This window comes from Aquibium sp. ELW1220, from assembly GCF_030398385.1.
Taxonomy (GTDB): Bacteria; Pseudomonadota; Alphaproteobacteria; order Rhizobiales; family Rhizobiaceae; genus Aquibium.
On the sequence record NZ_JAOAOQ010000007.1, the window covers coordinates 153,008 to 173,424 of the forward strand.

The 20,417-nt window shown below is 66.8% G+C and carries 17 protein-coding genes; 8 read left to right on the forward strand and 9 right to left on the reverse strand.

The window, feature by feature from the left end:
• Window positions 1-58: 58 nt before the first annotated feature.
• Genes edd through zwf form a run of 3 tightly spaced genes read right to left on the reverse strand, consistent with a single transcriptional unit; the run spans window position 59 to window position 4,071 of the window.
• A complete protein-coding gene (gene edd, locus N1F91_RS09395) occupies window positions 59-1,876 on the reverse strand; it encodes a phosphogluconate dehydratase (RefSeq protein WP_289991664.1) in 1,818 nt (605 codons plus the stop codon).
• A complete protein-coding gene (gene pgl / locus N1F91_RS09400; RefSeq protein ID WP_289991665.1) occupies window positions 1,873-2,580 on the reverse strand; it encodes a 6-phosphogluconolactonase in 708 nt (235 codons plus the stop codon). The genes edd and pgl overlap by 4 nt, the downstream gene beginning before the upstream one ends.
• A 21-nt stretch (window positions 2,581-2,601) precedes the next feature.
• Entirely contained in the window at window positions 2,602-4,071 is a 1,470-nt protein-coding gene (gene zwf / locus N1F91_RS09405) for a glucose-6-phosphate dehydrogenase (protein WP_289991666.1), read from the reverse strand.
• Window positions 4,072-4,286: 215 nt separating this feature from the next.
• On the opposite strand from zwf, the gene N1F91_RS09410 reads away from it, so the two are divergent.
• From N1F91_RS09410 to N1F91_RS09430, 5 genes are all read left to right on the forward strand, one after another.
• Window positions 4,287-5,762: an aldehyde dehydrogenase family protein gene (locus N1F91_RS09410; RefSeq protein ID WP_289991667.1), complete on the forward strand. Its 1,476-nt coding sequence runs from the start codon at window positions 4,287-4,289 to the stop codon at window positions 5,760-5,762.
• Between the two features lie 55 nt (window positions 5,763-5,817).
• Window positions 5,818-6,021: a type II toxin-antitoxin system HicB family antitoxin gene (locus tag N1F91_RS09415; RefSeq protein ID WP_289991668.1), complete on the forward strand. Its 204-nt coding sequence runs from the start codon at window positions 5,818-5,820 to the stop codon at window positions 6,019-6,021.
• A gap of 261 nt (window positions 6,022-6,282) precedes the next feature.
• Window positions 6,283-7,032 carry an SDR family oxidoreductase gene (locus tag N1F91_RS09420; RefSeq protein WP_289991715.1) on the forward strand — a complete coding sequence of 250 codons (750 nt, stop codon included), beginning with the start codon at window positions 6,283-6,285 and terminating at the stop codon, window positions 7,030-7,032.
• A gap of 75 nt (window positions 7,033-7,107) precedes the next feature.
• Window positions 7,108-8,883 (forward strand): SLC13 family permease, encoded by a 1,776-nt coding sequence (locus N1F91_RS09425; protein WP_289991669.1) that lies wholly within the window; start codon window positions 7,108-7,110, stop codon window positions 8,881-8,883.
• A gap of 57 nt (window positions 8,884-8,940) precedes the next feature.
• Window positions 8,941-10,113 (forward strand): cytochrome P450, encoded by a 1,173-nt coding sequence (locus N1F91_RS09430; RefSeq protein WP_289991670.1) that lies wholly within the window; start codon window positions 8,941-8,943, stop codon window positions 10,111-10,113.
• A gap of 6 nt (window positions 10,114-10,119) precedes the next feature.
• Here the strand turns inward: N1F91_RS09430 and N1F91_RS09435 are convergent, their stop codons facing one another.
• The gene (locus tag N1F91_RS09435; RefSeq protein WP_289991671.1) at window positions 10,120-10,929 is read right to left on the reverse strand and encodes a DUF2189 domain-containing protein; all 810 of its coding nucleotides are present in this window, start codon (window positions 10,927-10,929) and stop codon (window positions 10,120-10,122) included.
• A 100-nt stretch (window positions 10,930-11,029) separates the two neighbouring features.
• A complete protein-coding gene (locus tag N1F91_RS09440; RefSeq protein WP_289991672.1) occupies window positions 11,030-12,316 on the reverse strand; it encodes an FAD-binding oxidoreductase in 1,287 nt (428 codons plus the stop codon).
• Window positions 12,317-12,619: 303 nt separating this feature from the next.
• Here N1F91_RS09440 and N1F91_RS09445 point away from each other — a divergent pair, with 303 nt between their 5' ends.
• Together N1F91_RS09445 and N1F91_RS09450 are read left to right on the forward strand one after the other, a co-directional pair.
• A complete protein-coding gene (locus tag N1F91_RS09445) occupies window positions 12,620-13,591 on the forward strand; it encodes a hypothetical protein (RefSeq protein WP_289991673.1) in 972 nt (323 codons plus the stop codon).
• A 14-nt stretch (window positions 13,592-13,605) separates the two neighbouring features.
• Complete coding sequence (locus N1F91_RS09450) at window positions 13,606-14,805, forward strand: ATP-grasp domain-containing protein (protein ID WP_289991674.1); 1,200 nt, start codon at window positions 13,606-13,608, stop codon at window positions 14,803-14,805.
• Between the two features lie 9 nt (window positions 14,806-14,814).
• On the opposite strand, the gene N1F91_RS09455 is transcribed toward N1F91_RS09450, so the two are convergent.
• The 4 genes from N1F91_RS09455 to aceA form a co-directional block, all read right to left on the reverse strand.
• Window positions 14,815-16,248, reverse strand: coding sequence for a glutamine synthetase family protein (locus N1F91_RS09455; protein WP_289991716.1), 1,434 nt, complete (start codon window positions 16,246-16,248; stop codon window positions 14,815-14,817).
• A gap of 64 nt (window positions 16,249-16,312) precedes the next feature.
• Complete coding sequence (locus N1F91_RS09460; RefSeq protein ID WP_289991675.1) at window positions 16,313-16,732, reverse strand: response regulator; 420 nt, start codon at window positions 16,730-16,732, stop codon at window positions 16,313-16,315.
• 441 nt (window positions 16,733-17,173) lie between these two features.
• Complete coding sequence (locus N1F91_RS09465) at window positions 17,174-17,413, reverse strand: hypothetical protein (protein WP_289991676.1); 240 nt, start codon at window positions 17,411-17,413, stop codon at window positions 17,174-17,176.
• Window positions 17,414-17,474: 61 nt separating this feature from the next.
• The gene (aceA, locus tag N1F91_RS09470; protein WP_289991678.1) at window positions 17,475-18,764 is read right to left on the reverse strand and encodes an isocitrate lyase; all 1,290 of its coding nucleotides are present in this window, start codon (window positions 18,762-18,764) and stop codon (window positions 17,475-17,477) included.
• 193 nt (window positions 18,765-18,957) lie between these two features.
• Here aceA and N1F91_RS09475 point away from each other — a divergent pair, with 193 nt between their 5' ends.
• Window positions 18,958-20,400 carry an XRE family transcriptional regulator gene (locus N1F91_RS09475; RefSeq protein WP_289991680.1) on the forward strand — a complete coding sequence of 481 codons (1,443 nt, stop codon included), beginning with the start codon at window positions 18,958-18,960 and terminating at the stop codon, window positions 20,398-20,400.
• Window positions 20,401-20,417 lie beyond the last annotated feature (17 nt).

Consider the following 20,417-nt stretch of genomic DNA (forward strand, 5'->3'; position numbering starts at 1 on the left):
CAGCCAAGGCGCGTGGAAATGGCGCGGCGTGATGTTTCGGTTGCGGCTGCGCCCGGCGTCAGCCGAACGCCGCGGCGCCGAGGTCTGCCCGGCCCGCCATCGCGCGGAAGCCGGCGAAGAGTTCGCGCCCCATCCCGTAGCCGTTGTGCGACAGGTCGGGCTGCGGGGCGGGACGTGCGGCCAGTTCCTCCGCATCGACCAGGACCTCGAGCCGACCGGTCTCGCTATCGACACGGATGACGTCGCCATCGCGGATGCGGCCGATCTTGCCGCCTTCGACGGCTTCCGGTGTGACGTGGATGGCGGCCGGGATCTTGCCGCTCGCGCCCGACATGCGTCCGTCGGTGACGAGCGCCACCTTGTAGCCGCGGTCCTGGATGACGCCCAGCACGGTGGTCAGGCGATGCAGCTCCGGCATGCCGTTGGCTTTCGGTCCCTGGAAGCGCACGACGGCGACGAAATCGCGGTCGAGTTCCCCGGCCTTGAAGGCGGCGTTGAGCTGTTCCTGGCCATCGAAGACGAGCGCCGGCGCCTCGATCACGCGGCGCTCCGGCTTCACGGCGGAGGTCTTGATGATCGCGCGGCCGAGATTGCCTTCGAGCACCTTGAGACCGCCGGTCGGCTGGAAGGCCTTCGGGAAGGGAGCCAGCACCTTCTCGTCGCCGCTCGCCGCGGGTGCCGCCTCGCGCGCGACGGAACCGTCGGGCGTCAGCTTCGCCTCGACGGCGTATGACCGGAGGCCCGTCCCCCAGACAGTCTCGACGTCCTCGTGCAGCAGGCCGGCGTCGAGCAGTTCGCGGATCAGGAAGCCCATGCCGCCGGCGGCATGGAAATGGTTCACGTCGGCGAGACCGTTCGGATAGACGCGGGCGAGCAGCGGCACGGTGTCGGACAGGTCCGAGATGTCCTGCCAGGTGAGCGCTATGCCGGCTGCGGCGGCCATGGCGATCAGGTGGATGGTGTGGTTGGTCGAGCCGCCGGTGGCATGCAACCCGACCACGCCGTTGACCACAGAGCGCTCGTCGATGATGCGGCCGGCCGGGCGGAAGTCGTTGCCGAGCGCGGTGATCGAAAGCGCGCGTCTGGTCGCCTCCCGCGTCAGCGCGTCGCGCAGGGGGGTGCCCGGATTGACGAAGGAGGCACCGGGCAGGTGCAGCCCCATGATCTCCATCAGCATCTGGTTGGAGTTGGCCGTGCCGTAGAAGGTGCAGGTGCCGGGGCCGTGGTAGGACTTCGATTCGGCTTCGAGAAGCTCGGCGCGGCCGACCTTGCCTTCGGCGTAGAGCTGGCGGATGCGCGCCTTTTCGTCATTGGGAAGGCCGGTCGTCATCGGCCCGGCGGGAATGAAGACGGCGGGGAGATGGCCGAAGGTCAGCGCACCGATGACCAGGCCAGGCACGATCTTGTCGCAGACGCCGAGATAGACGGCGGCGTCGAACATGTCGTGCGACAGGCCGATGGCGGTCGCCATGGCGATCACGTCGCGCGAGAACAGCGAAAGCTCCATGCCTGGCCGTCCCTGCGTCACGCCATCGCACATGGCCGGCACGCCGCCCGCCACCTGCGCCACGCCGCCCGCCTCGCGCGCCGCCTGCTTGATCAGCTGCGGAAAGGTCTCGAAGGGCTGATGCGCCGACAGCATGTCGTTGTAGGAGGTGATGATGCCGAGATTGGCGATCTGGTCGCCGGCGAGTGCGGCCTTGTCGTGCGGCGCACAGGCGGCGAAGCCGTGCGCGAGGTTGCCGCAGGACAGGACGGAGCGGTTGACGCCCTTGCCGACGGCCTCGTCGAGCCGGCCGAGATAGGTCTCGCGGGTGGGCCTGGAACGCTCGCGGATACGGTCGGTGATGGCCTCGATGGCGCTTGCGGCTGTCATGGCTTTTCTTCCTGGCTCGGGGCCCAGTAGACGATCGGCTTGGTCTCGGCGGCGTCGAGCACGCGGCGCACCGGCAGGCGCGCTTCCGGCTCCGCCAGCGCCGCCTCCAGGACGTCGCGCTTGGCGCGCCCCTCGATGTGCAGGAGCAGCATGCGGGCGCTGGCGATGCGCGGCAGCGCCAGCGTCAGCCGTGGCTCGCCAGCGCTTCCCGCATGGACGGCGAAGACCGCCTGGCGGGTGAGCGGATCGAGCGGTTCGTCGAGATTCTCGGCGTCGGGAAAGAACGACGCGGTGTGGCCGTCGGTGCCCATTCCGAGAACGACAACGTCGATCGGAAACAGGATCTCCAGCATCCGCAGGTCGGCGCGCTGCGCTGCCGCCTCCACGCTGTCGGCCTCGCTGTAGAGGGCGATGAGATGAGAATCGGCCGCGGCCCCCTGCAGCAGGTTCTCGCGGACGAGACGTTCGTTGGAACGGTCGGACGAGGGGGGAGCGTAGCGCTCGTCGACGAGGGTGAGAGCGACCTTCGACCAGTCGAGAGCCCGCGTCGACAGCGCGCGGAAGAAGCGCACCGGCGTGGTGCCACCGGAGACGGCGAGCGTGGCGCCGCCGCGTTCGGCGATGGCCTGGCGAAGAGCCTCTGCCACGGCATCGGCCTGCGCTTCGGCGAGTTCCTGCGGCGTGGCGAATTCTCTCCAGTCCAAGGCGCGTCTCCCTTCCTGTGCCTATTGCGGGTCGTGCCAGGTCCGGCCGTCACGCTCGATCAGGGCGATCGAACCGGAGGGGCCCCACGTCCCGGCGGTGTAGCCGTGCGGCTCCTGGCCCGAATCCTCCCATGAGGCGTGGATCGGATCGATCCATCGCCAGGCGGCTTCGACCTCGTCGCGGCGCATGAACAGGGTCTGGTTGCCGCGCACCACGTCCATCACCAACCTTTCGTAGGCATCCGGGTTCCGCACGCCGAACGACTGGGCGAAGCTCATGTCGAGCGGCACGTGGCGCAGGCGCATGCCGCCCGGGCCGGGGTCCTTGATCATGATCCACTGCCTGACCCCTTCGTCAGGCTGCAGGCGGATGACCAGCTGGTTGGCATAGACCATGCCCGCCTGCTCGCCGAAGATCGAGTGCGGAATGTGCTTGAACTCGATCACGATCTCGGAGGCGCGCGTGGCGAGCCGCTTGCCGGTGCGCAGGTAGAAGGGCACGCCCGCCCAGCGCCAGTTGGCGATCTCGGCCTTGATGGCCACGAAGGTTTCGGTTCCGCTCTGTCCGCCGAGTTCGTCGGCATAGCCGCGCACCGCGCCGCCGGACGACGCACCGGCGCGATACTGGCCGCGCACCGTGACCTTCGAGGCTTCGCCGCCGTTGATGCGGCGCAGCGAGCGCAGCACCTTCAGCTTCTCGTCGCGCACCGCGTCGGCGTCCATCGAAGCTGGCGCCTCCATGGCCACGAGGCAGAGCAGCTGCAGGATGTGGTTCTGCACCATGTCGCGCAGCGCGCCGGCCTTGTCGTAATAGCTGACGCGGTCCTCGAGCCCGACGGTCTCGGCCACCGAGATCTGGACGTGGTCGATATGGGCGGAGTTCCACAGCGGCTCGTAAAGCGCGTTGGCGAAACGCAGCGCCATCAGGTTCTGCACCGTCTCCTTGCCGAGATAGTGGTCGATGCGGAAGATCTGGTGCTCGGCGAAGACCTGGCCGATCTGGTCGTTCAGCGCCTGAGCCGAGGCGAGGTCGCGGCCGATGGGCTTCTCGACGACGATGCGGGCCTGCGGGGAGGCGAGGGCATGCTCCTTCAGCTTGAGGCAGATGGCACCGAAGAGCGACGGCGCCACGGCCATGTAGAAGACGCGGATCCGGTCGCTGTCGCCGATCGCGTTCTTCAGGTCGTCGAAACCCTGGCCGCTCAGCGCATCGACCGCCACGTAGGACAGGCGGGCGAGAAAGCGGTCCAGTTCCTCGGCGTCGATGTACTTCTCCGGAACGTGGTCGACGATCGCCTTGCGGGCGAACTCACGATACTCCGCATCCGTCAGCTTGGAACGCGACGCGCCAACGACGCGGGTCGGCTCGGAGAACTGTCCGGCGATCTGGCGCTGGTACAGCGCGGGCAGCAGCTTTCGCTCGGCGAGATCGCCGGTCGCGCCAAAAGCGATGAAGTCGAAAGGCTCGACTGGGATGATCTGGCTCGTCATGGTTTGGTGCTTCCCGGAGCGTCTTTAACGGAGGCTATAATCTAATCGATTTAGAAAGGCCAGAGCGACCCATTCCGAAAGGCCAGCCGGATCGCGACCGGGGAACGCGCTTGACACCCGCGGAAGGCAAGGCTTTCACCATGTCTCGTCGACGAGCCCCTGCTGCAGTGCAGCATAAGACGGGGCTCTTGGGAAGCGCAAACGGAGCAGGCAGGATGGGCACGCATATCTCTCGCACGGTGGCGGAAGGCCTGGCCTTCATGAATTTCATCGGCGGTCGCCAGGTCGATTCCGCGTCCGGACGGCGCATCGACGTCGCTTCGCCCTCCGATGGCAGGGTCTTCGCCTCCATTCCCGAAAGCGCGGCGGAAGACGTCGATCGCGCGGTCCGCTCGGCGGCGCGCGCCTTCGAGGAGGGGCCGTGGAGCCGCATGCCGGCCGTCGAGCGCGGACGCTGCCTGACCCGCCTCGGGCTGCTGATCGAGAAGCATGGCGACGAACTCGCCGCGCTCGAATCGCGCGACACCGGCAAGCCGATCCGCCAGGGCAGGGCCGACGTCGTCGCCACCATGCGCTACTACGAGTTCTACGGCGGGGCGGGCGACAAGATCCATGGCGACACGATCCCGTTCCTGCCCGGCTATACCGCGCTGACACTGCGCGAGCCGCATGGCGTGGTCGCGGGCATCATCCCGTGGAACTATCCGATGCAGATCCTCGCCCGGGTGGCGGGCGCGGCGCTGGCCATGGGCAACACGCTGGTGGTCAAGCCCGCGGAGGATGCCTCTCTCACCACCATCCGCATCGCCGAACTGGCGCATGAGGCGGGGGTGCCGGAGGGCGTGTTCAACGTCATCACCGGCTACGGCCGCGACGCGGGTGCTGCGCTCTCGGCGCATCCCGCGGTCGACTACGTCACCTTCACCGGATCGACCCTGACGGGCACCGCGATCCAGCAGGCGGCGGCCGTCAACAACCGCGGCGTCACCATGGAACTCGGCGGCAAGTCGCCGCAGATCGTCTTTTCCGACGCCGATCTGGACGCGGCGATGCCGGTGCTCGTCAACGCCATCATCCAGAACGGCGGCCAGACCTGCTCGGCCGGCAGCCGGATCCTCGTCCAGCGCGAGGTCTACGCGACTGTCGCCGCCGGGCTCGCCGAACGCTTTTCGAAGCTCGTCGCCGGTCCGCACGACGCCGATCTCGATCTCGGCCCGCTGATCAACCGCAGGCAGCAGGAGCGCGTGGCGGGCATGGTTGCCGCCGCAGAGGAGGCAGGCATAGAGGCGCTGGCGCGCGGCTCGGTCGCCGCCGATGCGCCTTCCGGCGGCTACTACTTCGCTCCGGCCCTGTTCGGTTCCGTCGACCCGGCGAAGGCGATCGCGCAGGAGGAGGTGTTCGGACCGGTCCTCGCCGTCACGCCCTTCGACGACGAGGCGGATGCGATCCGCATCGCCAACGGCACCGATTTCGGCCTGGTCGCCGGCGTCTGGACCCGCGACGGCGGCCGGCAGCACCGCGTCGCGAAACGCGTGCGTGCCGGCCAGGTCTTCGTCAATGGCTACGGCGCCGGCGGCGGCATCGAGCTGCCCTTCGGCGGCTTCAAGAAGTCCGGCCACGGCCGCGAGAAGGGTTTCGAGGCGCTCTACGACATGAGTGCGACCAAGACGATCGTCTTCAACCACGGTTGATTCGCGCGTATGCTGACCCCGGGACGTTCGCCGGGCAGATGGATGGAGCGGTCAGATGCTGCGCATAGAACTGGAACGCGAGGACGACGGACGCTGGATTGCCGAGATCGGGAGCTTGCCCGGGGTGCTTGCCTACGGGGATACCCGCGAGGAGGCACGTGGTAAAGTCGAGGCTCTTGCCTTGCGTACCCTCGCCGATCGGATCGAGCACGGTGAGGACGTACCGGAGGTCGGTGCGTTTTTTGTCGTCGCGGCATGAGCCCGTGGCCAGCCACGCAGGTTCGGCGAGTGCTAAACGCGCTTGCCGACATCGGCTGAACCGTCAAGCGGTAAAGCGGATCGCACCGCGTGCTCGCGAAGGAGGGATGGCCCAACGTCGTCTTTGCCTTCCATGACAGAGAAGAAATCGGACCAAAGATGCTTGCGCGCATCGGCCGGCAAACAGGCCTGAAGCCTGAGGACCTTTGAGAGCCGGCTCCCGGATCGTCGAAGCGGAAACAACACGGATGGGAGAAGTACAATCTTGCGTCTCGAGAACAAGGTCGCCGTCATCACCGGCGCAGCATCCGGCTTCGGAGAAGGCATGGCAAGACGATTTGCGGAGGAGGGGGCGAAGGTCGTCGTCGCCGACCTGAACTCGAAGGGCGCGGAGCGCGTGGCGGGCGAGATCGGCGAGGCGGCGCTTCCGGTGACGGCCGACGTGACGATGGCGGCCGACATCGAAAGAATGGTCGCCGCCTGCATGGAAAAATTCGGCCGGCTCGACGTGATGGTCAACAATGCCGGCTATTCGCACCGCAACGGGCCGCTGACGGAGGTCGACGAGACCATCTTAGACCTGATCACCGCGGTCAACATGAAGGCGATCTACCACACGGCCCGGCTGGTGGTGCCGATCATGGAGCGGCAGGGCGGTGGCTCCATCATCACGACGGCCTCGACGGCGGGGCTCCGGCCGCGCCCCGGGCTCACCTGGTACAATGCCTCGAAGGGCTGGACGATCACCGCCACCAAATCGATGGCGGTCGAGCTCGCGCCCAAAAACATCCGGGTCAACTGCCTGTGCCCGGTGGCCGGCGACACGCCGATGCTCGCAACCTTCATGGGCGAGGACACGCCGGAAAAGCGGGCGCAGTTCCGCGCCTCCATCCCGCTCGGCCGGCTGTCGATGCCGCTCGACGTCGCCAATGCCGCGCTCTGGCTCGCGTCGGACGAGGCGGCCTTCATCACCGGTGTCGCACTCGAAGTCGACGGCGGACGCTGCATCTGAAAAAGGCGAAGGAACCGTCCGGAACGACTTGCCAATCCCGGCGTTGAGGCGCGGCGAATTCGGGGGCGACACGAGATGACCGGCGAGCAGATCTTCATCTTCGGGCTCCTCGGCGTCCTGCTGGTCCTGCTCGTCTGGGGTCGGGTCCGCTATGACCTCGTTGCCTTCGGCGGGCTGATCGCTGCGGTGCTTGGCGGCGCGGTGGAGCCGTCGCAGGCCTTCGTCGGCTTCGGCAACGACGCGGTCGTCATCGTCGCCCTCGTGCTCATCGTGTCGCGGGCGCTTATCAACGCCGGTGCCATCGAACTCGTCGCCGGCATCGCGCTGTCGGCCGGGCGGTCGGTCAGTGTCCACATCGGCGTCATGGCGGTCCTGGGAGCGGCGCTGTCGGCCGTGATCAACAACGTCGCCGCGCTCGTCATGCTGATGAACCTCGACATCGAGGCCGCGCGCAAGGAAAAGCGCGCCGTCGGGCTGACGCTGATGCCGCTCTCCTTCGCCACGATTCTCGGCGGCATGATCACCATGATCGGCACGCCCCCCAACATCGTTGTCGCACAGATCCGCGAGCGGGCCACCGGCGAGCCGTTTCGGATGTTCGACTTCACCCCGGTCGGGCTCATCTGCGCCGTCGCGGGAATCCTGTTCGTCGCCATCGCCGGTTGGCGCCTCATCGCGCGGTCAGCCGGCACCGAGCCGAAGGAAGCGGCTTCCGACCGCTTCGTGGTCGAGGCCAAGGTCCCGGAAGCTTCGAAATCGATCGGGAAGACGGTGGCGGAACTCTACACGATCGGCGACGAGCACGACGTGACCGTGCTCGGGCTCGTCCGCGACGGACAGCGGCTGCCGGGATTTGCCATGTCCCATACGGTGGGCGAAGGCGACCTCCTGGTGATCGAGGGGGCCACGAAGGCGATCGAGGGGTTCGTCGGCGCGGCCGGGCTCGACCCCTATGCCGAGAACACGCATGGCGGCGTCACCGGGCAGTCGCTGACACTGGTCGAAGCCATCGTGCCGGAAGGATCGCGGATGGCCGGCCGCACGGCCGACAGCCTGCGGCTGCAGTACCGCCGCGGGGTCACCCTGTTCGGCCTGTCGCGGCAGGGCAAGCGGTTCCGCACACGGGTGCGCCAGCTCACCGTCATGCCCGGCGACGTCGTGCTGCTGCTCGGTCCGCATGCGCGGGTAGCGCAGGTCATGGAGTGGCTGGGCGTCCTGCCGCTGGAAAACCGCCGCCTCGACGTCATCAAGCGGGAGAAGGCGCTGGCGGCGATCGGCTTCTTCGCCGCCGCGATCGCGGTCACCGTGGCCGGCTTCACCACCTTGCCGATCGCGCTCGCCGTCTCGGTCTGCGCCTATGCCCTGCTCGGCATCCTGTCGCCGCGCGAGGTCTACGAATCGGTGGAATGGCCGGTCATCGTGCTGCTCGCCTCACTGATCCCGATCGGCATCGCGCTGGAGGACAGCGGCGGCACCAAGCTCATCGCCGACCTGATCGTGGCGCAGTCGTCGGCGCTTCCGGCCTGGGCGATCCTGACCATCATCGTCGTGGTGACCATGACGCTGTCGGACTTCCTGAACAACGTGGCGACCGCGCTGGTGGCGGCGCCGATCTCGATCGAGGTCGCCAACGCGCTTCAGGTTTCGCCGGACCCGTTCCTGATGGGCGTGGCGGTGGCGGCGTCCTGCGCCTTCCTCACTCCGATCGGGCATCAGAACAACACCATCATCATGGGCCCCGGCGGCTACAGGTTCGGCGATTACTGGCGCATGGGCCTGCCACTCGAGATCCTGATCGTGGCGGTCTCGGTGCCGGCGATCCTGTTCTTCTGGCCGCTCACGCCGGGATGACGTGACGCTTGCATGGTGTTTCCCGCTCGGCAACATGGCGGCGGGAGGAACGCCGCCTTGTCCGATGCACCGCATTTCCCGATCGATCCCGAAGCCTTCGGACGAGATCCCTATCCGGCGCTCCGGCGCATGCGCGCGGAGGCGCCGATCGCCTTCGTGCCGCAACTGGGCGCGACGCTGATGACGCGGCGCAACGACATCTTCGTCTGCGAGAAGAACGTCGCGGTCTTCTCGTCGCACCAGCCAGGCGGACTGATGAACCGGCTGATGGGGCAGAACATGATGCGCAAGGACGGGGAAGCGCACATGGCCGAACGCAAGGCGATCTTCCCGACGGTGTCGCCGAAGACGGTGCGCGACGTCTGGCGCGAGCGGTTCAAGGCGCATGCGGATGCGGTCGTCGACGATCTCGCGCCGCGCGGTGCGGCCGACCTGGTCAGGGATTTCGCCCTGCGCTTCTCTGCCGAATGCCTCAAGTCCGTGACCGGCCTGGCCTGCATGCGCGTCGAGGACATGGGCCCCTGGTCGCAGGCGATGATCGACGGCATCGCCAACTACGCCGGCGTCCCCGACGTCGAGGCGCGCTGCCATGCGGCCACGGCCGGCATCGATGCGGCGATCGACGAGATGGCGCCCACCCTGGCGCGCAGGCCGGATCACAGCCTGCTGTCGGTGCTGCTGTCGAGCGGCATGGCGATGGACAGCGTGCGGGCCAACGTGAAGCTGGCCATCAGCGGCGGCCAGAACGAGCCGCGCGATGCGATCGCCGGCGCGGTCTGGGCGCTGCTGTCGCATCCGGAAGAGCGGCGCAAAGTGGAAAGCGGCGCGGCAGGCTGGATGCAGGTCTTCGACGAGTACTGCCGCTGGATGGCGCCGATCGGCATGTCGCCGCGCCGGGTGGCGGTCGGGCACGACTATGGCGGGGTGCGCTTCGAGCCGGACGACCGGGTGTTCTTCATGTTCGGCTCGGCCAACCGCGACGAGGCGCATTTTGCGGAACCGGATCGGTTCGACATCGGTCGCGACACGTCGAAATCCATCGCCTTCGGCGCCGGTCCGCATTTCTGCGCCGGCGCCTGGGCCTCGCGCGCCATGGTCGCGGAGGTGGCGCTGCCGACGCTCTTTGCCCGCCTGTCGGGGCTTCGCCTGCGCGCGGGCGAGCCGGTGCGGATCGGCGGCTGGGCCTTCCGCGGCGTCCTCGACCTGCCTGTCGAATGGGATGCGGCCTGAGCGCGGCTAGGCTGGAACCGGCACGGCGCGCCGGTAGATGTGCCACGTCGCGTGGCCGAGGACCGGCAGGACGATCAGCAGGCCGAGGAAGAAAGGCGCGCAGGCGACCAGCATCGCCACCGTGACGAAGATGCCCCAGCCGAGCATCGGGACGGGACTAGCCAGCACCGCCTTGACGCTGGTGATCATGGCGGTCACGAAATCGATCTCGCGTTCCATCAGCAGCGGGATCGAGACGACCGTGATCGAGAACAGGACCAGCGACAGCGCCGCGCCGACGACGTGACCGACCGCCAGGAAGATCCAGCCCTGTTCGGTGGTGAAGACGACCGTCGCGAACTTCTCCAGGGTCGAGAACGACATGCGGCCGAGGAACAGCGCGATCAGCAGCCGGACCTGGTACATCCACATCCAGAACACGAAGAGCATGACGAAGGCCATCCAGGAGATTTCCCGCCGCCGCTGCGCCCAGACCACCGAGAGGACCTGCGCCCGGTCGAGCGGCCGGCCGACCTCGAGCCTGCGGCTGACCTCATAGAGACCGGCGGCGGCGAAGGGGCCGAGCAGCGGAAAGCCGATGGCGAAGGGGTAGATCATCCAGGGCATGTCCCACGCCGTCAGTCCCAGCACGATGGCGATTCCCGCGGCGGCGAACACGCCGCCGAAGAATAGCCCGTAGAGCGGCGCGCGGGCGAAGTCGGACAGCCCCCGCATAAGGCAGTCGCGCAGATCGTCCACGCTCAGCGCCTGGACCCGCGGCATGGCCTGCGCCGTCGTCTGCCGTGCCGGCGGCGCTTCCTGCGGCAAGTTCGTCATGATGTCTCCCCCCTCGCAACGCCAGCCGGAGCGGCGCAGGGAGCAGCATGGATTGAACGGGCGCGAGGAGCCTTGATTCGGATCAAGGAGGGGAGGCGGATCAGAACCTGTCGCGCAGTGCGTACCAGTTCAGCGCCAGGAACAGCAGCGGGGCACGGAAGCGGCGGCCGCCGGGGAAGGGCGGGATCTTGAGATCCTCGAACAGCTTCAGCCGGTCGCGGTTGCCGGCGACGGTCTCGGCATAGAGCTTGCCGACGAAATTCGAGAGCATGACGCCGTGGCCGGAATAGCCGCCGGCCGAGATCACGCCCGGCATCACCTCGCGCACGAAAGGTGTCCGGGGCAGGGTGATCCCGACATAGCCGCCCCAGGAATGGGTGATCTCGACATCCTTCAGCGTCGGGTAGATTTCGGCAATCTGGCGGCGGATACCCTTGTGGATGTCCTTCGGGTCGTCGACGGCATAGATCTCGCGGCCGCCGAACAGGAGTTCGCCGGTCGGCGCCCGACGGAAATAGCGCACCACGAAACGCGAATCCGAGACGGATTCGCCGCCGGGCAGGATCGGGCTGTCGCCGCCGAGCGGCACGGTGGCGCCGATGAAGGATCCGATCGGCATGATATGCGCCGCGCTCTTCGGCTCGAGGTCGTTGCCGTAGGCATTGGTGGCGAGAAGGCATCTGTCGGCGGTGATGGTGCCGCGAGCGGTCGACACGACGACTTTACCGCCCTGAACGGCGATGCTGGTCGACGGCGTCTCCTCGAAGAGCTGCGCGCCGGCGGCCGCAGCCACGCGCGCGGTGCCGACGGTGAGCTTGAGCGGGTGGATGTGCCCCGTGCCCGCGTCGCGCACGCCGCCGACATAATGGTCCGAGCCCAGCCGTTCGCGGGCTTCCGCCGCGTCCATCATGGTCAGGTGCGGATAGCCGAAGCGCTCCGCCATCGCCTCGGCGTGGACGCGATACTCGGCGAGTTCGCGCGGCTTGTGCGTGACGTTGAGGTGGCCCGGACGGAAATCGATGTCGATCGCATTGACCTCCGCGAATTCCAGCAGGTGCGCCTTGGCCTCCTCGGCCACGTCGAACAGGGCCTTGGCGCGGGTGAAGCCGAGCTCTGCCTCCATTTCCTCCGCGCCGGCGCGCTGGCCGGTGCCGAGCTGACCGCCGTTGCGGCCGGACGCGCCGTCGCCGAAACGGTGTGCCTCGATCAGCACGACGCCAACGCCTGCCTTCGCCAGATGGGCGGCGGCGGACAGTCCGGTGAAGCCTCCGCCAACGACCACCACGTCGGCGCGCCGGTCGCCGTCCAGCGCCGGATAGCGCGGGCGTTCGCCGACGGTGTGCTCGTACCAGGAATAGCCGGGGGAGATCGGGGAGGCGTAGGTCATGGTGCCTCATCGATAACCGTCGCGCCGATCCCTGTCCACAGCACCGGACGGTCGCTTTCGGCATTGGTGCTCGTCCCTGGCCTCTGCCTTGGCCAGCCGAAAATAGGGATTGGAAAAAGCCCCGGGCTGGCGCATTAGCTTGCGCCGGTTTTCCCCAGCCGCGTCCGCCCGCAGTCCCTCCCGAGGAACCCTTTGAACAGTCTTGCTTCGAGAATGCCGCTGGAGCATCGCCTCGCGTGGGCAGGGGACCCCAATTGCGGCTGCCTCGCGTTCGTCGCCGGCGAGCGTGGAATCAAGACGCGCATGATTCCCTTCCGTCGTCGGTGGAAGGAACCGCGGGCGCCCTGGCTGGAGATGCGGATCGGCGGGCGCATCTATCTGGCACGCAGGGCAGCGATCATCTACCGCGAGAACGTGCCGCTCAGCCGCTGGCGGCACGTCAACGGAAAGACGGTGCATGTCACGTCCGACAAGGCCGCGTCGGCCGAGATTCTGCGCGCGGCAGGATGTTCCGTCGCGCCGTTCCGCTCGTTTCGGCGGACGGAGCCGGAGGAGGCCCGTGCATATTTCGATTCCAGCAGCACCGAAGTCTGCCTCAAGCCCGTTCACGGCTGGGCCGGCCTCAATGTCTTCCCGGCCATACGCGACCGGGCCGATTTCGACCACGCTTTCGGCGTGATCGCCACGTCGGGCGACGACGTGTTCGTCGAGCGGCATCTGTCGGGGGAAATCGTCCGTTTCATTTTCGTTGGCGGCCGGCTTGTCGGAACACGTATCGTTCGACCCTGCGCGGTCACCGGCGATGGCCGCAGCAGCGTCGCGGACTTGATCGCGGCGGAGAACGCGTGGATCCTGGCGGGCAACGTGCCATCGTGGGGGACAATCGCGATACCGCTGCTGCACCCCGACGTGCTGGAGCGGCAAGGGCTCGACCTGTCCTCGGTGCCGGCCGAAGGCCGGTACGTCCCGCTCAGCCTGGTGTCGAACGTCTCCAAGGGCGGGCGCAGCATCGGCGAACCGCCGGACGTACATCCAAGCTATGCCGAGGAGGCAAAGCGCGCGATCGCCGCCTTTCCGGGGCTCGCCATCACCGCACTCGACGTGATGGTGGCCGACTACAGAAGGCCGGCGGCTGCCGACAATCACTGGATCCTGGACGTCAACTCGGCTCCCGGAATCGCGACGTTCCACTTCGTCCACGAAGGCAAGCCGGCGGAGGTCGCGGACGCGGTGATCGACTGGCTGCTCGACGGCGGTCCAGCCCGCAGGAATTGACCGGAGATGACCATTTGAGCGACGCTTTATCCGCCGAAAAGGCGCCCCGCATCCTGCTTTTCACGATCCAGACGAGCCACCCGGGCAGTTGCCGCCTGCCGAAATACCTGAAGGCGGCCGGTTTCCACGTCGGCGTCCTTGGACTTCCCCGAAGCCTGATCCTGGCGTCCTCGCATGCCGATGCGCGCTACACCCTGATGGCGCGACGTTTCGAGCCGATGATCCGGGCGAGTGTCGAACGGGCGTTCCGTTCCTTCCGTCCAGACATCGTCGTGCCCTGCGACGAGCGCGCGGTGTCGGTGGTCGGAAGCTGGCTCGGCCCGCATGCGCCGGTCCTGTCGGCCGACCTGATGCAGTGCCTGAGGCGATCGCTGGGGTCGATCGAGACCTTCACGCAGCGCTACTCGAAGCTCGCAACCCTGGCGATGGCGCGGGAGGCGGGGGTCGACTGTCCTCGGGACAGGGGGGTGGACAGCCTGGAGACTTGCGAAGCCGCCGCAGCGGCGTTCGGGTATCCGGTGGTCCTGAAGATATCGCATGGCGCTGGCGGGGCAGGGGTCGTGCTGTGCCGGGATGCGGCGGCGCTGAGGACGACCTGGGCGGAATTCAGTTCACGGTACACGAGATCGAAGTCGCTTCGCCGCAGGCTGCTGCGGCGGAGCTGGTTCGGGGAGGGACATTCCTTCCTCGTGCAGGAGTATGTCGCCGGCAGTCCGGCGATGAGTTGCGCCAGCGCGCTGGAAGGGCGCGCGCTGTCGGTGGTGTCGGGGATGGTGAGCGCGACCACCGGGAGAATGGGGCCAGCCAGCGTCACGACGGTGTGCAGGCATCCGCAGATCGAGCATGCAACGGCCCGCATGGTCGCCCGGATGAAGGCAAGCGGCTTCCTGTCCTTCGATTTCGTCGTCGCGGAGAACGGCGCGGTCAAGCTCCTCGAGTGCAACCCCCGCCCGACGCAGATCCTGCATCTGGCGCCGCTGATCGGGGTCGATCCGGCCCGCGCGCTGAAGGCTTCTCTCGCGGGCGGCGAATGGACGCCGCCGGCTGCAGATTCCAGCGTCGAGGTTGCGTTCTTTCCTCAGGAATGGAAGCGCGACAGCGCGAGCGCGGCCCTCACGACGGTGCATCACGACGTCCCGTGGGACGATCCCAAACTGCTCCGCGCCATCCTGGGCAAGCGGCCGAGCACCTGGCTCGGCCGACCGGTGCCATGACGAGGCGACCTAAACGTTCAACAGCAGGAATTCCCGCTCCCATGGGCTGATGACCTCCATGAAGGTCTCGAACTCGGCCTTCTTGATGGCGGCATAGGTGGAGACGAAGCCGCTGCCCAGCATGTCGCGGAGCGTCGTGTCGCTCTCGAAGCGCTCGACCGCTTCGAGCAGGCCGCGCGGCAGGTCGATCTCGTCCTCGTTCGCGGTCGTGCCGATGGGGGCGTCGGGCTTGACCTGGTTGATCAGGCCGATCAGCCCGCAGGCCAGCGAGCCGGCGAGGGCCAGATAGGGATTGGCGTCGGAAGAGGGGATGCGGTTCTCGACGCGCCGGGCGGCGGGGTCCGAACGCGGAATCCGGAACGCCGTGGTGCGGTTGTCGTAGCCCCATTTGGTGTTGACGGGCGCGGATGCCGCCTGCGTCAGCCGGCGATAGGAATTGACGTAGGGCGCCATCATCACCAGCGCGTTCGGCATGTGTTTCTGCATGCCGCCGATGAAGTGCAGGAAGGCGTCCGATTCCGAACCGTCCTCGGCGGAAAAGATGTTCCTGCCGGTCTTCTTGTCGAGGATCGACTGGTGGATGTGCATGGCCGATCCCGGCTGGCCCTGGATCGGCTTGGCCATGAAGGTGGCGTAGGTGTCGTGCTTCAGCGCCGCCTCGCGGATCGTGCGCTTGAAGAGAAAGACCTGATCGGCAAGCTCGATCGGATCGCCATGGCGCAGATTGATCTCGAGCTGGCCGGCGCCCTCCTCGTGGATCAGCGTGTCGATCTCGAGCCCTTGCGCCTCGGAGAAATGATAGATGTCGTCGATCAGTTCGTCGAACTCGTTGACGCCGGCGATCGAATAGCCCTGGCCGCCGCCGATGGGCCGGCCCGACCGGCCGACGGGCGGCGTCAGCGGATAGTCGGGATCGGGGTTCTTGCGAACGAGGTAGAACTCGATCTCCGGCGCCACCACCGGCTTCAGGCCGCGGCGCGCATAGGCGGCCACCACGCGGCGCAGCAGATTGCGCGGCGTGAATTCCACGGAGCGACCGTCCTGATGGACGAGGTCGCAGATCACCTGCGCCGTCGGGTCGCTTTCCCACGGCACCACCGACAGGGTCGAGAGGTCGGGGACGAGCTTCAGGTCGCCATCGTCTTCGGGATAGGAGAATCCGTTGCCGTCCTCCGGATAGCCGCCGGAGATCGTGGTCATGAAGACCGCGGAGGGGAGGGCGAGCGACGTGTTCGAGGTGAACTTCTTCGACGGCATCATCTTGCCGCGGGCGACGCCGGCCTGGTCGGGCGTGATGCACTCGATGTCCTCGATCTGGCGCCATTCGAGCCAGGTGGAGGTTTCCTTCCAGTTCTTGACGCCGCGCAGGTTCTTGACGAATGCGGGAGCGCGTGCGCGGGCCCCACGGCCTGCGTTCCGTAAGTCCTTCTTTTCGGGAGGCATCATTCACCAGTTCTTGAAGAGCAATGCCCGACTATAGCCACTCGCCACCGCTGATGGGAAGGGCTCAGGCCACGGGCCTCGCGAAATCGCCATTTCGCGCCCGCAGGCTTTCGATCGCCGGCTGGAGCCGATCCACCGTCAGCGGCTTTGCGACCACCATGTCGACGACGGGCGCGATGGGCATGTCCTCGGTTCCGTGAATGGCCGTCGACAAGAGGATGACGGCGGGAAAGAGGCCTGCCGACGCATTGCGCTGCTCGCGCAGGTCGTGGAGCAAGACATCGCAATCGCGATTCTGCGCGCCCCCGTCCAGTATGACGATGGCGGGCTCCATGGACAGCAGGGTGACGGCGGCGACGTTCGGACGTTCCGACTTCACCTTCAGGCCCATGCGTTCCACCACACGAGATACGACGACACAATTGATCGTCGATTCGCCGACGACGAGGACCAGCGAGCGATTGATTCCGTTGGTTCTCGACATCCTTTGAAAACTCCGTGACGGCCGAGTTTGCGATATCTACTTCAAAGCGCGCCAACCTGCGCAAGATCGCAACGGCAGGTTGAATTTTGTATTGTCTTTCTAGGAGATAAATCCAAGAAAAGGCAAGTCGAAATCGCAATGGAAGAACCTTCTGCGACCTTTGGACGTCTCGGAAACGATATCCCTCAACATTGAGGCCTTCGTCAAGCTGCGCGGAGTAGATCTGTGCGATATCATGAGTAAAGAACTCAAGTTCTTGTTCCGCAGGTGGCCGTCGATGGCAATATTATACAACCGAGCCTCTGCGCAACCTGAGGGTGTAGTCCGCCGCAACTTGGGGTACGCCGCCGTCTTGCGACGGCATCTATAGGGAATGACACGAGAAAGGGGCCGGACGCGCTTGCGTCCGGCCCCTTGAAATTCAGCCTCGGATTCGTCGGATCAGCCGTGGCCCTGGGTCACGATCACCGGGATCAGGAGATCGCCCCAGTTGCCGTTGCCGCCGTGATGGCGGGCCGAACGGACGAGTTCCACGGAAACGCCTGATTCGACGGCCTTCATGACCGACTGGTTGAGGCGGTGCAGGTCGTTGGCGACCATGCGGATCATTGCCTGCTGGTCCGAGTTCATGGCCGAAGCCTGTTCCTCGGCCCGTTCCTTGACGCGTGTGTTGGGAGCCATTGGGGTTCTCCAGTCCTTCTTCTGCCCTGCGGGCGTTTCCTCGATTGCGGGCCGCTCGGCTCTATTCGGCTGCCGGGCGGAACTGGTCGTGCTCGGTGGATTCCTTCATCGCGGTGGTCGACGACTGACCGGCGGAGATGGCCATCGACACCGCGTCGAAATAGCCGGTTCCGACCTCGCGCTGGTGCTTGGTCGCGGTGTAGCCGTTCACCTCGGCGGCGAACTCGGCCTCCTGAAGCTCGGAATAGGCGGCCATCTGGCGATCCTTGTAGCCGCGTGCGAGTTCGAACATGCCGTAGTTCAGCTGGTGGAAGCCGGCCAGCGTGATGAACTGGAACTTGTAGCCCATGGCGCCGAGTTCACGCTGGAACTTGGCGATGGTGGCGTCGTCCAGGTGCTTCTTCCAGTTGAACGAGGGCGAGCAGTTGTAGGCCAGAAGCTTGCCGGGGTGATGCTTGTGCACGCCTTCGGCGAAACGGCGGGCCTGGTCGAGGTCGGGCTTGGAGGTCTCGCACCAGATCAGGTCGCAGTAGGGCGCATAGGCGACCGCACGCGCGATGCAGGGCTCGAGGCCGTTCTTGACATTGTAGAAGCCTTCGACCGTCCGGCCGGCGTCGTAGTCGACGAAAGGCTGGTCGCGCTCGTCGATGTCGGACGTCAGCAGCTTGGCGGCCTCCGCGTCGGTACGGGCGATCACCAGCGTGGGCGTGCCCATGACGTCGGCGGCCAGGCGCGCGGCGGTCAGATTGCGGATGTGCGCGGCGGTCGGGATCAGCACCTTGCCGCCGAGATGGCCGCACTTCTTCTCCGAAGCCAGCTGGTCCTCGTAATGCACGCCGGCAGCACCCGCCTCGATGAAGGCCTTCATGATCTCGAAGGCGTTGAGCGGCCCGCCGAAGCCGGCTTCCGCGTCGGCCACGATCGGCGCGAACCAGGTGTCGACCGACAGCCCGTTGCCCTCGGACGTCTCGATCTGGTCGGCGCGCTGCAGCGTCTTGTTGATGCGCTTGGCGAGTTCCGGCGCGGCGTTGGCCGGATACAGCGACTGGTCCGGATACATGGCGGACGCGGTGTTGGCGTCGGCGGCGACCTGCCAGCCGGAAAGGTAGATCGCCTTCAGGCCGGCGCGCACCATCTGCATGGCCTGGTTGCCCGACAGCGCGCCCAGCGCGTTGACGAAGTCCTCTTCATGGATCAGCTTCCACAGGCGGTTGGCGCCCATCTCCGCCAGCGAGTGCCGGATCTGCACCGAGCCGCGCAGCCGCTTCACGTCCGCCGGAGAATAGGGGCGCTCGATGCCGTCGAACCGGCCCTCGGGGGCGGAGGGGACGAGGTTGTAAAAGTCGGTCATGGCTGTCTCCGAAGCCGAAGTTGTAAATCTGGCAGCGCTTCCATTGCCGCCGTTGATGCGACTGGATTTACATTGCGCTGCCGAAGAGAACGAGCAAATACCGCTTTTCGTTCGGAAAAATCGGGTGAAGCTGTCTTGCGATTGACAGGTGCCGGCTGTAAAATTGTCAAAGTTGTAAATGTGGAACGTTGACATGGCCGAGCAGAAGATCTTCGCGGGTCCGCGCATCCGACGCATTCGCAACGCCAAGGGGCTCACCCAGACGGCCATGGCGGAAGGGCTCGGCATCTCGCCGTCCTACCTCAACCTCATCGAGCGCAACCAGCGACCGCTCACGGTGCAGCTCATCCTCAAGCTGTCGGCGGTCTACAAGGTCGATCCCGAGGAACTGCAGGGCGAGGCAGGGGGCTCGGTCGCCGCGCTGAAGGAAGTCTTCGCCGACCCGCTGCTCGCCGGCGAACTGCCCGGTGACCAGGAGATGCTCGAACTGGCCGAATCTGCGCCTAATGCCGCCGCGGCGATGGTCAAGCTCTTCCGCGCCTACCGCGAACAGGCGGGACGCCTGTCGGACCTGACCGACATGCTCGCGCGCGAGGGGCGCGCAACCGCGCTGTCTTCGGCGCGGCTCCCGATCGACGAGGTGCGCGAGGTCTTCGAGCGGCGCGCCAACCATTTCGCCGGGATCGAGGAGGAGGTGGAAGCCTTCCACGGGCTACTCGATCCGGGAGAGGATTTATCCGGCGCGCTGAAGGCCTGGCTGAAGCGCGAATACGGCATCGTCGTGCGCGTGCTGCCGGTCGCCACCATGCCGAACTGGCGCCGCCGCTACGACCGCCACTCGCAGCGCCTGTTCCTGTCGGAGCGGCTGTCGCCCTTCGACCAGTTGCGCGAGATCGCGATGGAGGCCTGTCTGATCCGCATGACGGTGGCGGTGGCGGGCGAGATCCAGTCGCTCAAGCTGTCTTCGGACGAGGCGCGGCGGCTCGCCCGCTTCGAACTCGGCCGCTATGCGGCGCACGCACTGATGATGCCCTATTCCGCGTTCCAGACGGCGGCCCTGCGCGCGCGCTACGACATCGACGTGCTCAAGTCCCGCTTCGGCGTCTCTTTCGAGCACGCAGCCAATCGCCTGACGACGCTGCAGCGCCAGGGGGCGGCGGGCGTCCCCTTCTTCATGCTCGAGGTCGACAATGCCGGGAACCGCTTTCGTCGCGCCGGTGCGCATGGTTTCCCGCAGAGCCGGTTCGGCGGCGGTTGTCCCAAGCTGCCGGTGCATGCCGCCTTCATGCAGCCCGGCCAGATCCTGGTCGAAGCGGTCGAGATGCCGGATGGCGCGGAATTTCTGACCGTCGCGCGGACGCTGGAAGGGCCGCAGGGCGCTTTCTCGGAGCGCCCACGCCGCACGGCGCTCCTGATCGGTTGCGATATCGGCTTCCGCGACGAGATCGTCTATTCGGCGGCGCTGCCTGGCGGGACCCCCGGCATGATCAAGGGATCCGTGCCGTCGACGCCGGTCGGACCCGCCTGCCGGCTCTGCGAGCGATCCGGCTGCCTCGCCCGCGCCGAACCGCCGGTGACGCGCCCGCTCGGGCTCGACGAGATGGTGACCGGACTGAGCGCGTTCGACTTCCGGTGAGGGAAGAACCCTCGCCG